The sequence below is a fragment of the Flavobacterium potami genome (assembly GCF_020026915.1).
Lineage (GTDB): Bacteria > Bacteroidota > Bacteroidia > Flavobacteriales > Flavobacteriaceae > Flavobacterium > Flavobacterium potami.
This window is the reverse complement of record NZ_JAINUY010000006.1, coordinates 68,814-84,227: the sequence shown is the minus strand read 5'-3', so window position 1 is coordinate 84,227 and position 15,414 is coordinate 68,814. Positions and strand designations below refer to the sequence as shown.

The window sequence follows — 15,414 nt, the reverse complement described above, 5'->3', positions numbered from 1 at the left end:
AATTACTAAAATTCCCTTCAATTTGAAAATAACAGAAATTTCCAAACAGGGAGTGCAAAAGTAGTTATTAAAATTGAATATACCAAACAGTTACAGAAATTAAATCGCTCATTATCAAAATCCAAGCCTCAAACCAAGACAAAAAACAATCCTTTTTATCATAAATTTCAACCTTCTATTTTATCAATACAAACAAACAACACTTAACAATTAATTAATAAAATCGCAACAAAAAAACTCCGCATCACTTTAAAACAAAGGGGTTTAAAAAATTTCATGCAAAAATTCCAAACTTAAAAACACTGCAAAAACACGCAACGAAAAGTATTTTTAAAACAAAAAAAAGCGAGACATTTCTGACTCGCTTTTTATATAAAAAAATATAAAAAAATTATACTTTTATCTCTACTTCAACACCACTTGGCAATTCAAGTTTCATTAAAGCATCAATAGTTTTAGATGAAGATGAATAAATATCAATCAATCTCTTGTATGACATTACTTCAAATTGCTCTCTCGCTTTTTTGTTAACGTGCGGAGAACGCAATACAGTGAAAAGTTTTTTGTGAGTTGGCAACGGAATTGGACCTGTTACAACTGCTCCAGTAGTTTTTACTGTTTTTACGATCTTTTCAGCAGATTTATCTACCAACATGTGATCGTAAGATTTTAGTTTTATTCTGATTTTTTGACTCATTTTCTTAAAATTAAGCGTTACCTTTTGCTTTTTTGATTACCTCTTCTGAAATATTAGAAGGTGTTTCTGCATAGTGAGAGAACTCCATTGTTGAAGTAGCCCTACCAGAAGATAATGTTCTTAATGTAGTTACATAACCAAACATTTCTGATAAAGGCACATCAGCTTTGATAGTCTTAGCACCATTTCTATCACCCATGTCATTAACCTGACCTCTACGACGGTTCAAGTCACCTACGATATCACCCATGTTTTCTTCAGGAGTAATAACTTCGATTTTCATGATTGGCTCAAGAATAACAGCTCCAGCAGCACGTCCAGACTCTTTATAACCCATTCTAGCAGCTAATTCAAAAGAAAGAGCATCAGAATCCACAGGGTGGAAAGATCCGTCTAATAAAGTTACTTTCAAACTATCAACAGCATATCCAGCTAATGGACCTGTTTTCATAGCCTCACGGAAACCTTTTTCAACAGCAGGGATATATTCTTTAGGAACGTTACCACCTTTTACCTCATTAACAAACTGTAATCCTACAGGAACTTTACCATCAACTTCATCAGCAGGCTCGATTCTAAATACGATATCACCGAATTTACCACGACCTCCAGATTGTTTTTTGTAAGTTTCTCTATGCTGAGCAGATCTAGTAAACGCCTCTTTGTACTCTACTTGTGGCTCACCTTGATTAACCTCTACTTTAAACTCACGTTTCATACGATCAACTAAGATATCCAAGTGAAGCTCACCCATACCAGAGATAATAGTTTGACCAGAAGCCTCATCAGTTCTTACAGTAAACGTTGGATCCTCTTCAGCTAATTTAGCCAAAGCCATACCCATTTTATCAACGTCAGCTTTAGTTTTAGGCTCAATAGCGATACCGATTACTGGCTCTGGGAATTTCATAGACTCCAAAATAATTGGATTCTTTTCATCAGACAGAGTATCTCCAGTTTTGATATCTTTAAATCCTACAGCAGCTCCAATATCTCCAGCCTCAATAAATTCGATTGGATTTTGTTTGTTAGCGTGCATTTGGTAAATACGAGAGATTCTCTCTTTGTTACCAGAACGAGTATTTAAAACATAAGAACCAGCATCTAAACGTCCAGAGTAAGCACGGAAGAAAGCTAAACGACCTACGAATGGGTCAGTAGCAATTTTAAATGCTAAAGCAGCAAACGGCTCTTTTACATCTGGTCTACGTAAAATTTTCTTTTGATCTTCTTCTAACAATTCAGCATCATCAGGGTGAATTCCTTCGATACCTTCTTTATCTAATGGAGATGGCAAATATTTACAAACCGCATCTAACATGAACTGAACTCCTTTATTTTTGAAAGAAGAACCAGCAAGCATAGGAATGATTGCCATATCAATAGTAGCAGCTCTTAAAGCATTATTGATTTCTTCCTCTGTAATAGAGTTTTCGTCTTCCATGTATTTATCCAAAAGATTTTCATCATAAGTTGCAATCTCTTCGATAAGAATAGAACGGTAATGCTTAACATCATCAACCATATCAGCTGGAATATCTACAACGTCAAAAGTCGCTCCTTGAGTTTCATCATGCCATACGATAGCTTGATTTTTAACTAAGTCAACAATACCTTTGAAATCTGCCTCATCACCAATAGGCAAAGTAATTGCAACCGCATTCGATTTCAACATATCTTTAACCTGTCCGCATACAGCTAAAAAGTTAGCACCTTGACGGTCCATTTTGTTTACGAATCCCATACGAGGAACTCTATATTGATCAGCAAGTCTCCAGTTAGTTTCTGATTGTGGCTCAACACCATCAACAGCACTAAATAAGAAAACCAAACCATCAAGTACACGTAAAGAACGGTTTACCTCTACAGTAAAGTCAACGTGTCCAGGAGTATCAATAATATTAAAGTGGTATGGTAATGATTCTGGAATAACTTTACCTTGTACAGTTGGAAAGTTCCAAGTACAAGTTGTAGCAGCAGAAGTAATTGTAATACCTCTTTCTTGCTCTTGAGCCATCCAGTCCATTGTTGCAGCACCATCGTGCACCTCACCAATTTTGTGTGACTTTCCAGTATAAAAAAGAATACGCTCAGTTGTTGTTGTTTTACCAGCATCAATGTGAGCAGCGATTCCGATATTTCTTGTATATTTTAAATCTCTAGCCATTTCTTTACGAATTAAAATCTAAAGTGAGAGAATGCTTTATTAGCTTCTGCCATTTTGTGAGTATCCATTCTTTTCTTAACTGCAGCACCTTCTTCTTTAGCAGCTGCTAAACACTCAGAAGCTAAACGCTGTGCCATAGATTTTTCATTTCTTCTTCTTGAATAAAGTATTAACCACTTCATTGCCATAGAAATTTTTCTGTCTGGACGAATTTGCATTGGGATTTGGAATGTAGCTCCACCAACTCTACGGCTACGTACTTCTACGTGAGGCATAACGTTTGTTAAAGCATCTTTCCAGATCTCTAATGAAGTTTTCTCATCATTTTGCTTTTTAGTTTCAATGATATCAATAGCATCATAAAATACTTTAAAAGCTGTAGATTTCTTACCATCCCACATTAAGTTGTTCACAAAACGTGTTACTAATTGGTCGTTAAACCTTGGATCCGGTAAAAGTGGTCTTTTCTTTGCCGCTCTTTTTCTCATGTCTTTTTCTTAAAAGTTTTTAAATTACTTTTTTGCTTCTTTTGGGCGTTTAGCACCGTACTTAGATCTTCTTTGCGTTCTTCCTGCAACACCTGATGTATCAAGCGCTCCACGAACGATGTGATATCTAACACCTGGTAAATCTTTTACCCTTCCACCTCGCACTAATACTATCGAGTGCTCTTGTAGATTGTGTCCTTCTCCTGGGATGTAAGCATTCACCTCATTACCATTTGTCAAACGTACACGCGCAACTTTACGCATTGCAGAGTTTGGTTTTTTTGGTGTAGTAGTGTAAACACGCGTACAAACCCCTCTTCTTTGAGGACAAGAATCTAAAGCAACCGATTTACTCTTCTTAGTGATCTGAGTTCTTCCTGTTCTTACTAATTGTTGAATTGTTGGCATAATTAATACTAAAAATTATTATGTTTATTAAATTCCCGCTTTTTACGGGGTTGCAAATGTATAAAATATTTTTCAGTATACAAACGTTAAACCATTAATTTTCAATAACATTATTTATATCTATGATTTCACAAAGAAACATATGATATTTGCTTAACATTTAATAAACAAACCAATTGCAACTGAAACAATTAATATACGCACTAATTTTTCTTTTTGGCTCGAAATCTTTCGGTCAATCTTTCTACTTGACCATTAAGGGAACAAATGAAAAGCAAAATCAAACTATTGATTCGATTCATTACAATAAGGTACACAAAAACTTAAAATCACTTTATAATGAAGTCACTTCAGTATCAAACACCTTAACCAAACAAGGCTACATCGATATTATTACACTGCAAAACAATCAAATAAACGACAGTACCTTCACCTCTATTTTTGACTTAAAAAGCAAAATAAAAACTATACATATATATATAGGTACAAATAGTATATTTTTTGATTCGAAAAAAAACACAAATGACAGCATTAAAATCCCCTATTCAGAGTTAGAAACTTTTTTAAATCAAGAAATTCAAAACAAAGAAAAGGACGGTTTTGCATTTTCTAAAATAAGATTAAAAAATATTAAAAGAAGAAACTCAATAATTTATGCAGATTTAATTTTGGATTCCGAAAAAAAAAGAAACCTAAATTCAATTATTCTTAACCACAGTGAATCAAAAGATTTTTTCCCGAAGGGAGCATTAAAGCAACTAAACAAAAAATATATTGACAAAACTTTCAATCAGGAAATTATAAAAAGTCTATTTAACGACATCAATAGTTTTGAATTTGTTTCGCAGACAAAATATCCCGAAATATTATTTACAACCGACTCCACTAAAGTTTTCACTTATATAGAAAAAAGGAAAGCCAATACATTTGACGGCTACATCGGATTTTCAAATGATGAAAACAAGAAACTAAATCTAAATGGGTATTTAGACATTTTACTTGTAAATACTTTACGCGCCGGTGAAAAATTCTCTCTTTATTGGAAAAGTGATGGTAATCAACAAAAAACATTCAACACTAAAATCGAAATCCCATACCTTTTTCAATCTCCTATAGGAATAAAAGCGCAACTAAACATCTTCAAACAAGACAGCACATTTCAAAACACCAAAACAGAAATTAATCTTGGGTATTATTTAAATTACAATTCCAAACTCTATTTAGGATACCAATCAACAGAATCAAGCGATATTCAAAACATAAACAATTCGATTTTAAGTGACTTCAACAATTCATATCTAACTACAACTTATGATTATCAGAAAAGTGATTTCGAAAACACGATTTTTGGAAACAAAGCATACATCGCCAGTTCGATTGGTTTTGGAAACCGAACAACGAATAATAATCCTGAATCAGCTGGAAAAAGCAGTCAGTTCTTCGCAAATATAAATTTGAAATATAATTTTGAACTCAATCCCAAAAATTTCATTAACATAAATTCACAAAATTTTTTCTTAAAAAGTAAAAACTATATTTCGAACGAATTATTTCGCTTCGGCGGAATAAATTCAATTCGGGGCTTTTTAGAGAATAGTCTTCAAGCAAACTTCACATCGATGATTCTTACAGAATATCGCTACTTACTTTCAAAAAATCTTTACATCAATTCGATTCTTGATTATGCGCTTTACCAAGATTTAACAAGCTCTTCAAATCCAAATCAAATAAAAAAATTAATAGGAATTGGATTTGGTACTACCGTTTACACAGCAAACGGAATATTAAAAATAAATCTTACAAATGGGGCAGAAAATACGGCCGATTTACAATTATATAACACTATAGTAAACATATGTTATAATGTTAAATTTTAATCTAAATTGAAAAAAGTTTAAGTGAACGTTAGGATAGTTAACAAATTATTAAGAGTTTTACCGAACTAATTCAAAATATTTAAAAATGAAACTAAAGTTCAATGGAATTCTAGTACTTTTATTAGTACTAGTGGCGCAGCTTACATTTGCGCAAGAAAGAGCTGTCTCGGGAACAGTTTCTGACAATGCAGGAATGCCTCTACCTGGCGTGAGTGTATTGGTTAAAGGAACAAAATCGGGAACTCAGACAGATTTTGATGGAAAGTTTTCTATCAAAGCAACAACAAGCCAAGTTTTGGTATTTAGCTACATCGGGATGAAAACTCAAGAGGTAGCTGCAAGCTCATCTGTTATTAACATTAAATTAGCAGGAGACGCACAAGAACTTGAGGGAGTTGTTGTAACAACAGCCTTAGGGGTTAAAAGAGAGAAAAAATCTTTAGGTTATTCTTCTCAATTAGTGACTGCTGAACAAGTAAACAGTACTCCAACAAACAATTTCCTTAACAACTTATCTGGAAAAGTTGCTGGTTTGGAAATTAAAGCAAACTCTAACTTTGGAGGTTCTACCAACATCGTACTTAGAGGTGTAAAAAGTATCACTGGAAACAATCAGGCTTTGATCGTTATTGATGGTGTTGCTGTTAGTAATGCAAACTTAAATGATACTGACTCACAAAACGGAAGACAAGGATTTGACTTTGGTAATGCTGCTTCAGATATTGACCCAAATAACATTGAATCAATCAACGTTCTTAAGGGAGCTGCAGCGACAGCATTGTACGGTAGCCAAGCTTCAAACGGAGCAATTATGATTACTACTAAAAAAGGAAAAAAGAATAGTGCTTTAGGAGTAAGCGTTAGCTCAACTGTTTCTGTTGGTGCAATAGACAAATCTACTATGCCGACTTACCAAACTCAATATGGAGAAGGTTACGGAGGTGAAGACAGTAGTTATACTGCACCAGTATTTGGAAATCCTAACGGATTAGTTGCATCAACTGGAGACGATGCTTCTTACGGTAATGCTTTCGACCCAAACATTATGGTTTATAATTGGAATGCATTCGTATTAGGAAATCCAAACTACGGAAAAGCGACTCCTTGGGTAGCTGCTAAACACACTCCGGTAGATTTCTTCCAAAAATCAACTACTTTCACTAACAATGTTAACTTAAGTGGTGGAGACGAAAAAGGAGCTTATAATTTAGGCTTTACAAACAGCAACAACACTGGAGTTTTACCAAACAGTTTATTAAACAAAAACAGTTTAAATGGTAACTTCTCAAGAGACTTGTCTGACAAATTAACTTCAACAGCGTTCTTTACATTTACCAATCAAAATACAACTGGTAGAAATAACACTGGATACGGAGATAACTTCATTGGAGGCTTCAGACAATGGTGGGCTACAAACGTAGACATTAAAGAGCTGGAGCAAGAATACAACAGAACGCACCAAAACATTACTTGGAACATGACTGATCCAACTAACGGAAACCTTGCCCCTGCATTCTGGAACAACCCTTACTTCGACAGATACCAAAACTACGAACAAGATTCTAGAACAAGATTCTTGGCTGGTACTAGTTTATCTTACGACATCAATAAAGACTTTACAGTTTTAGGTCGTGCAACAATTGATTACTCAAACGATCAACAAGAATTAAGAAAAGCAGTAGGAAGCCACGCTGAAACTTTTGGTATTAGTGGAGCCAACGACAGCTCAGGATACTCTCTATACAAAAGAGACTTCATGCAACAAACTTATGATTTCATCGCTACTTACAACTTCAATTTATCTGACAATATTGGAGCAAAAGCTTTAGCAGGATATACTTTCTTAAGATCTGACGCATATTCTATCCAAGCTTCTACAACTGGAGGTTTAGCAAAAGAAGGACTATACAGTCTAGACAACTCTAACGTATTCTTACCTGCAAAAGAATCTCAAGTTACTTATCAGAAATCAGGTTTATACGGACAATTATCTTTAGACTACAAAAAGACTTTATTTGTTGAAGGTTCATACAGATTAGATAAAAGTACTGCTTTACCACAAGAAAACAACAACTATAGCTACTACTCTATCGGTTCAAGTTTAATTTTCTCTGAATTAGCAAAAGCTGATTGGTTAAACTTAGGAAAAGTAAGAATCAACTACGCGCAAGTTGGTAACGACCCTGCTGCAGGAAGATTAGGAGCAAAAGTTAACAACTACGGTTTAGACGGAAATCCATTATTTGGAAACAGTAACACTTACTTAGATTTCGCAAACTTAAAACCTGAAGTTCAAAAAGCTTGGGAAGCTGGTTTGGAGATGGCAATGTTTAGAAACAGATTAAACTTTGATTTATCTTTATACAAAACAAATACTGAAAATCAAATTTTCAATGTACCACAATCTACTTCAACTGGTGTAAACTACGCAACAGTTAATGCAGGAGAAATCGAAAACAAAGGTATCGAACTTGCTTTATCAGGAAAAGTAATCAAAACTGAAAACTTCTCTTGGGATCTTGGAGTAAACTGGTCTACAAATAAAAACACTGTAGTTTCATTAAACCAAGGTAGAGACAACTTATTACTAGCTACTTTCCAAGGAGGTGCTTCTCTTAACGCAACTGTAGGAGAATCTTATGGAACTTTAAGAGGTAAAGACTACACTTATGATGCAAACGGAAACAGAGTAATTGACGAAGACGGATACTATGTATTAGCTTCAAATAAAGTTATTGGAAACACACAAGCTAAATGGATCGGTGGTGTATCAAATAGATTAACTTACAAAAATGTTTCTTTCAATTTCTTAATTGACGTGAAAAAAGGTGGAGACATTTTCTCTCTTGACCAAGCTTATGGTAGAGAAACAGGTATTTACGATTTAGGAATAAACGATTTAGGAAATTCTGTTAGAAATCCAGCATTTGATGCTGATGGAAACCCACTAGACCCTACTCAATTTAAAGTTGGTGGTATAATTCTACCTGGGGTTCACGAAGACGGAACACCAAATACAACAAGAATTGACGCATCTACATCTGGAGGTACTGCATTCAGCTCTGACACCAACCCAACAAAAGCTTACGTTTACGACGGATCTTTTGTAAAACTAAGAGAACTAGGATTAACGTATACTGTTCCATCTAGAATCTTAGACAAAATGAACATTAAAGGTATGTCATTTAGCGTAATTGGAAACAACCTTTGGATCATCCACAAAAACCTTCCTTATGCAGATCCTGAAGCAGGATCATCTGCAGGAAACATTCAAGGATTCCAATCAGGAGTTATGCCAGCTACAAAAGTATACTCGTTTAATGTAAAACTTAACTTCTAAACAAAATGAAAAAGATATTTTTATCAATAGCAACACTGGCATTTTTAACTCTATCGAGTTGTGTTAGTGACAATGAAAATTTTAATGATGACATCAAAAAGTCTTACGAAGTTTCGGCAGAATCATTATTATCGAATGCACAAAAAGAATTAACAGATCAGTTGACTACTCCAAGTGTTAACAACAACCCATTACGTTACTATGTTCAATATTGGGCAGCAACTTTATATACTGCCGAATCAAGATATAACTTAACAACGAGAACTATTCCTGACACACACTGGACAAAATTATACCAGGATGTTTTAGGGAATCTAAAAACTTCTCAAGAGGTACTTGAAGCACAAGTTAAACCAGTCGATGTTGCAGATGCTGATTGGCAAAAACAACAAAAGAACAAAGTTGCAATTCTTGAGATTTTAAGAGTATACACCTACCAAATCTTGGTTGATACTTTTGGAGACGTTCCTTACTCAGAATCATTACAAAACCCAAAAATCATTTTACCTAAATATGATGATGACGAGGCAATCTATCCATTATTAATTGCTCGTATAGATGCTGCAATCGCTCAACTTGATGTTACAGGAAAAAGTTTTGATACAGGTGATTTAATTTACAAAGGTGATGTAGCAAACTGGAAAATTTTTGCTAACTCAGTAAAATTAAAATTAGGAATAAATATTGCAGAAAAAAATGCAGCTTTAGCAAAAACAACTATCGAATCAGCTTATGCCAACGGAGTTCTTTTGCACAACGCAAACAATGCATTATTGAAATATGCCTCTTTTGCACCAAACTACAACCCTGTTTTTGACAATCTTGTAGCTAGCCAAAGAAATGACAACGTTCCTGCAACTACATTAGTAAACCAAATGAATGATTTGTCTGACCCAAGAAGACCAATTTTCTTCACACCGATGGCAGACGGAACTTATGTTGGAGGAGTACCTGGAGGTCGTAACTCACTTCCTTATGAAACAACTTATTCTCATGTTGGAGATGTTATTAAAAAACCAGATGCAGCAGGAGTATTGTTAGAAGCTTTTGAAGTAAACTTTTATTTAGCAGAAGCTGCAGCAAGAAATTTTAACGTTGGTAATACAGTAGAATACTACTACAATAATGCAATCACATTATCTTGCGAGTTTTGGGGAGTTTCAGCAGCAGACACTCAAGCTTACTTAGCCAACCCTAAAGTTGCTTACGCAACAGCAGCTACGACTCCAATTACAGGAACAGCTGGTACAGGTACAAATTCATGGCAAGAAAAAATCGGATATCAAGAATGGATTGCTTTGTACAACAGAAGTTTCCAATCTTGGACTGCATTTAGAAGATTAGATTTCCCTAAATTAACTTCACATCCAAGTTCTGTTCAAATCGCTGAAGGAAAAGTGCCAATAAGATGGACTTACCCAGCAGCTGAACAAACTGTTAATGGAGCTAACTGGACAACCGCTTCAGACAACATAGGAGGAGACAAATTAACTGTTCCAGTATTTTGGGATGTTAACCATTAAAACATCTTGAAAAATTAAAATAATCCCTTAAAAACCGCCGGCAAAACCGGCGGTTTTTTTTCATTTAACAATTGTTATTAATATTAATAATAAAATAACCAAATTCTAATTACAGAATTGTGATTATTATAGCAAAACTTGGGGTAAATGTTAAATTAACATATTGAGAAGGTAAAAAAAATACTTTTCTGTTAGGAATATTAACAATTAATTAAGATTTTTGCCGTACTAATTCAAAATAATTAAAAATGAAACTAAAATTCAATGCTTTTATAGTACTGTTATTAGTACTAATGACGCAAATTACATTTGCTCAAGAAAGAGTTGTTTCGGGAATTGTTTCTGATAATACAGGAATGCCAATACCAGGTGTTAGTGTATTAGTAAAAGGAACAAAAACAGGGACTCAAACAGACTTTGATGGAAAGTACTCTATTAAAGCTGCTCCAAATCAAACTTTGGTCTTTACTTACATTGGAATGAAAGCAAAAGAAGAGCCTGCTTCTTCTACAACAGTTAACACGAAACTAGTTGGAGACGCATTAGAGCTTGAAGGAGTTGTAGTAGTTGCATTTGGTACTCAGAAAAAATCTGAGATTACTGGAGCAGTTACAAAAATTGATGCTAAAGCTCTTGAAACTGCTCAAGCGTCGAATGCAATTCAATCTTTAACTGGTAAAGTTGCCGGTGTACAGATTAGTGCAAACTCAGGACAACCTGGAGATCCTCCTCAAGTAAGATTTAGAGGTATTGGATCATTATCATCTTCTAACGCTCCTTTATATGTTGTAGATGGTATTCCTTACAATGGAGATATCAATGCTATTGCTACTCAAGATATTGAATCTATCAGTTTCTTGAAAGATGCATCTTCTAATGCATTATATGGTAGCCGTGGAGCAAACGGTGTTATCATTGTTACTACTAAAAAAGGTAAAAAAGGACAATTAAGAGTTACTTACGAAACAAAAATCGGGGTTAACTCAAGAGCGGTTCCTGAATACGATATGATTAAAGATCCGGGAGAATACTACGAAACAGTTTACGGTAGAATCAAAAGTGGTTTAATCTTTGGTGGAGCAACAGCTGCTAACGCATCTACAATTGCTGCTAATACTTTAATAAGTGGAGATTCTTATTCTTTAGGATACAACAACTATAATGTAGCAGACAACCAAGTAATAAACCCTGCAACTGGAAAACTAAATCCAAACGCAAAATTATTATATCATGATGATTGGGCTGACGCTTTATTTAGAGATGCTACAAGAACAGAGCACTTCTTAAGCTTATCAAGCAGTACAGACAACTTAAGTTCTTACTTATCTGTTGGTTATTTAAAAGACAACGGTTATACAGTAAATTCAGATTTTAAACGTGCAACGGTTAGAGCAAATGTAGATTATAGCGTTAACAGCAAAATTAAAGTTGGAGCTAACTTAAACTACGCTAACTCAGATCAAAATGCACCTATCTCTCAAGTATCTTCTTCAACATACAGTAACTTATTTAGCTGGGCAAGAAACATTGCTCCTATCTATACAATTTATGAGAGAAATGCTGATGGTAGCTATGTAACAAATGCTGATGGAAGCAAAGTTTACGATTTTAACAAAAGTGGAAATCGTCCTTATGGAGCAAACTTAAATCCATATGCAACTACATTATTAAACACAAACTTAAACCAAGAAAATAAATTTGGAGCTAGAGGATATGTTTCTATTGATTTCTTAAAAGATTTCAACTTCAGATATAACCTTGGTTACGATTTAATGTCTGGATACTACTTAAACAGTACTACTGGAGAAGGTGGTGATGACATGGGAGTAAATGGTAGAATTGGTACTGCATCTCAAGATGACTACACAATCACAAACCAACAATTATTGTCTTGGAAAAAAACAATGGGTAATCATACTTTAGATATCCTTGTTGGTCACGAATCATCTGATTTTACATCAAAAATGTTAGCTGGACAAAAAAGTGGAGTTGTTATTCCTGGTTTACCAGTTCTAAGTAATGCAACTAAATACAACTATGTAGATGGTTACAACGACTTATACAATGTTGAAGGATACTTCTCAAGAGCAAACTACAGCTATAAAGACAAATATTTTGTTAATGCAAGTTTCAGAAGAGATGGATCTTCTGTATTCCACCCAGATAACAGATGGGGTAACTTCTACGGATTTGGAGCTGCATGGTCTGTAGCAAAAGAATCTTTCTTCCCTCAATCTAAAGTTATTACAGATTTAAGAATTAAAGGAAGTTATGGAGAGCAAGGAAACGATAACATCTTCTATCCTGCAAGTACATCAATTAGCCACCGTAGCTATTTTGGTTCAGCTAGAAACTACTATGCTTACCAAAATCAGTACGAAATTGTTCCTGATGCTGAAGGAAACGCAACAGTTCTTCAAGTATTTACTGGAAACAAAGACATCAAATGGGAGGTTTCAAAAAACATGAACGTTGGATTCGAAATTGAATTATTCAACAGAGTAAACATTGAAGCTGAATATTTTGAAAGAAAAGTAAGTGACTTAATTTACAACAAACCTCTTCCACCTGCTTCAGGAGTTAACTTCATCAGTGAAAACATTGGAGACATGGTTAACAGAGGAGTTGAGATTAACTTAGGTATTGACATCATTAAAACTCAAGATGTAGATTTCAACATTTGGGCAAATGGTACACATTACAAAAACGAAGTAACTTCTTTACCAAGTCCATTTACATCTGGTATCTTCCGTTTTGAAGTTGGAGCTCCTGCATATGCTTACTACTTAAGACAATTTGCTGGTGTTGACAAAACAAATGGAGATGCATTATGGTACATGGATCAAAAAGATGCTTCTGGAGCTGTAACTGGTAGAACTACTACTAACGTTTATGGTAATGCTACTCAGTATTTAAGCGACAAAGATGCTAACCCAGATGTTTACGGAGGTTTTGGAACTGTAGTTAGATACAAAAACTTAACATTACAAGCTAGCTTAGCTTATCAATTTGGTGGATATATGTATGATGGAGTTTATGCAAGTGCAATGTACTCTGGAGGAGACAACATCGGACAAAACTACCACAAAGACACACAAAAAGCTTGGACAGTAGACAACCCAAATTCAGATATTCCTAGAATTGATCACGTTTCAACATTACAAATGGCTGCTTCTGATTATTTCTTAACAAAATCAGATTACATCAGTATTCAAGATGTTTCTTTATCTTATGATTTCAAAAACAGTAAACTTACAGATCTAGGTATTTCATCTACTAAATTTAGTGTAATGGGAACTAACTTAGCATTATGGTCAGAAAGAAAAGGTATGGACCCAAGATTGAACAACTTAGGTACTAGATCAAACAACGGTCAATCTTTAAATGTGTATGGAGTAATGAGAACGATCTCATTTGGTTTAACAGTAAATTTCTAAGAACATGAAAAAATTATTATTAATAACAATGTCCTTGTTGGTACTTACAGGATGTGAAAAAGATTTTCTTGACACAAAACCTGAATCAACAATCAATGACGAACAACTTGGAACATCTGCTGAAGCTAACAAAGCTATCATTGCAGGGATCTATTCAGCTCTAAGATCTTATGGTCTGTCTATACCAGGTAGCCACGAAGATTATGGTCACAAGTCTATTCTTGTTGCTACAGATATGATGTCTAACGATATGTTAATGACAAAATCTAGCTGGTATGGATCTTTCTATAACTATTTAGGAAGAACACAAACCAACTCAAGATCAAAATTAGCTTGGAGTATGTACTATCCTCAAATTAAAACTACTAACACAGTTATCACTGCTATTCCAGCTGACACTGATGATGCTAACTTAAAAGCATTAAGAGGACAAGCTTTAGCTTTAAGAGGATATTTCTATTTTATGTTAGCTCGTATGTACGGACCAACTTATGTAGGAAACGAAGCAAAACTATGTGTACCATTATATACTGAGGTATCATTAGAAGCAAAACCAAGAGCTACAGTTGCAGAAGTTTATACTGTAATTGAAAGCGATTTAAAAGAAGCTGTAGAATTACTTGAAGGTTTTACACGTGCAAACAAAGACGGATTAGATCAATCTGTAGCGCAAGCATTTTTAGCTGATGTTTACTTAGAAGAAGGTAAATACGCATTAGCTGCTACTTTAGCACATGAAGCTAGACAAGGTTACACTTTACTTAATGAAACTGACTGGAATACTGGATTCTATGACATCACTACAGGCGGTGAAACAATGTGGGGAGCAACAATTACATCTGCTCAAAGTACATTCGTAGCAAGTTTCTTTGGTCATTTTGACAATACAAATGATTCAGGATATGCTGGAGGTCTACAAATCTTCAAAAATATCGACGTAAGATTATACAACAGTATTCCTGCAACGGACTATAGAAAAAAAGCATTCGTACCAGTAGCTGGAAACCCACTTTACCCTGCATTACCAGCATATGCTAATACGAAATTTAGAGATCCAACAGTTGATTCTGGAGATTATATCTACGTAAGATCTGCTTCTTTATACTATATCGAAGCTGAAGCTTTAGCAAGATCAGGAAATGAAGGAGCTGCAAAACAAGTATTGTATGATATCACTGTAACTAGAGACCCAGCTTACACATTATCTACTAATTCTGGAGCTGCTTTAATCAACGAGATCGTTCTTCAAAAAAGAATTGAATTATGGGGAGAAGGTTACGCTTGGTTTGACATGAAACGTTTAGGTGTAGGTCTTACAAGAGACTACGCAGGTTCTAACCACGTTGCATTTGGAAAATACAACTACCCTGCTTCATCTCCTAACTTCATCTTCCAGGTTCCACAAGCTGAGATTGATGCTAACCCATTAATTGTACAAAGTCCACTATAATCTAATTTTAGATTATAATGCTTATAT

The 15,414-nt window shown here is 34.6% G+C and carries 9 protein-coding genes; 5 read left to right on the top strand and 4 right to left on the bottom strand.

Going from position 1 to position 15,414, the window contains the following annotated elements; all coding sequences use genetic code 11:
- Positions 1–391 precede the first annotated feature (391 nt).
- The 4 genes from rpsJ to rpsL are packed head-to-tail and all read right to left on the bottom strand — an operon-like array spanning position 392 to position 3,760.
- Positions 392–697 carry a 30S ribosomal protein S10 gene (gene rpsJ, locus K6T82_RS17110; protein ID WP_007803605.1) on the bottom strand — a complete coding sequence of 102 codons (306 nt, stop codon included), beginning with the start codon at positions 695–697 and terminating at the stop codon, positions 392–394.
- Between the two features lie 10 nt (positions 698–707).
- Positions 708–2,864, bottom strand: a complete 2,157-nt coding sequence (fusA, locus tag K6T82_RS17105; protein WP_223708151.1) for an elongation factor G — start codon at positions 2,862–2,864, stop codon at positions 708–710.
- Between the two features lie 11 nt (positions 2,865–2,875).
- A complete protein-coding gene (gene rpsG / locus K6T82_RS17100) occupies positions 2,876–3,352 on the bottom strand; it encodes a 30S ribosomal protein S7 (RefSeq protein ID WP_026727879.1) in 477 nt (158 codons plus the stop codon).
- Positions 3,353–3,376: 24 nt separating this feature from the next.
- On the bottom strand, positions 3,377–3,760 hold the full coding sequence (gene rpsL / locus K6T82_RS17095) for a 30S ribosomal protein S12 (protein WP_007136570.1): 384 nt from the start codon (positions 3,758–3,760) through the stop codon (positions 3,377–3,379).
- A gap of 248 nt (positions 3,761–4,008) precedes the next feature.
- On the opposite strand from rpsL, the gene K6T82_RS17090 reads away from it, so the two are divergent.
- From K6T82_RS17090 to K6T82_RS17070, 5 genes are all read left to right on the top strand, one after another.
- Entirely contained in the window at positions 4,009–5,637 is a 1,629-nt protein-coding gene (locus K6T82_RS17090; RefSeq protein WP_223708140.1) for a BamA/TamA family outer membrane protein, read from the top strand.
- A gap of 85 nt (positions 5,638–5,722) precedes the next feature.
- Positions 5,723–8,977, top strand: coding sequence for a SusC/RagA family TonB-linked outer membrane protein (locus K6T82_RS17085; RefSeq protein ID WP_223708138.1), 3,255 nt, complete (start codon positions 5,723–5,725; stop codon positions 8,975–8,977).
- Positions 8,978–8,982: 5 nt separating this feature from the next.
- Entirely contained in the window at positions 8,983–10,500 is a 1,518-nt protein-coding gene (locus K6T82_RS17080) for a SusD/RagB family nutrient-binding outer membrane lipoprotein (RefSeq protein WP_223708127.1), read from the top strand.
- Between the two features lie 248 nt (positions 10,501–10,748).
- Entirely contained in the window at positions 10,749–13,937 is a 3,189-nt protein-coding gene (locus K6T82_RS17075; protein WP_223708125.1) for a SusC/RagA family TonB-linked outer membrane protein, read from the top strand.
- Between the two features lie 4 nt (positions 13,938–13,941).
- Positions 13,942–15,387, top strand: coding sequence for a RagB/SusD family nutrient uptake outer membrane protein (locus tag K6T82_RS17070; RefSeq protein ID WP_223708110.1), 1,446 nt, complete (start codon positions 13,942–13,944; stop codon positions 15,385–15,387).
- Positions 15,388–15,414: the final 27 nt, after the last annotated feature.